This is a genomic window from Microvirga antarctica, from assembly GCF_017921815.1.
Lineage (GTDB): Bacteria > Pseudomonadota > Alphaproteobacteria > Rhizobiales > Beijerinckiaceae > Microvirga > Microvirga antarctica.
Map to the genome: position 1 here is coordinate 1 of NZ_JAGEMM010000079.1, position 290 is coordinate 290.

A 290-nucleotide genomic window follows, 5' to 3' on the forward strand; every position below is an offset into this window, starting at 1 on the left:
TCAGTTGGTAGAGCGCACCCTTGGTAAGGGTGAGGTCGGCAGTTCGAATCTGCCTATCAGCACCACTTCTTTTCTCCTTCCTGTTTTTCTCTTCTGTTTATTAGCATTCAACAAGTCGGGCGTGTTGCCTGGTTGATGTGGTGATATCACCGATTTATCCGTGTCTTAGAGGGACAATCGATGTCTAAAGAAAAGTTTGAACGTACAAAACCGCACGTTAACGTCGGTACTATCGGCCACGTTGACCATGGTAAAACAACGCTGACCGCTGCCATTACTACCGTACTGGC

At 47.6% G+C, this 290-nt stretch carries 1 protein-coding gene; it reads left to right on the forward strand.

The features are described 5' to 3' along the window. Nucleotides 1-180: 180 nt before the first annotated feature. Nucleotides 181-290: GTP-binding protein (locus J4G32_RS20935; protein ID WP_001336758.1), on the forward strand; the 110-nt coding region annotated here is incomplete at its 3' end.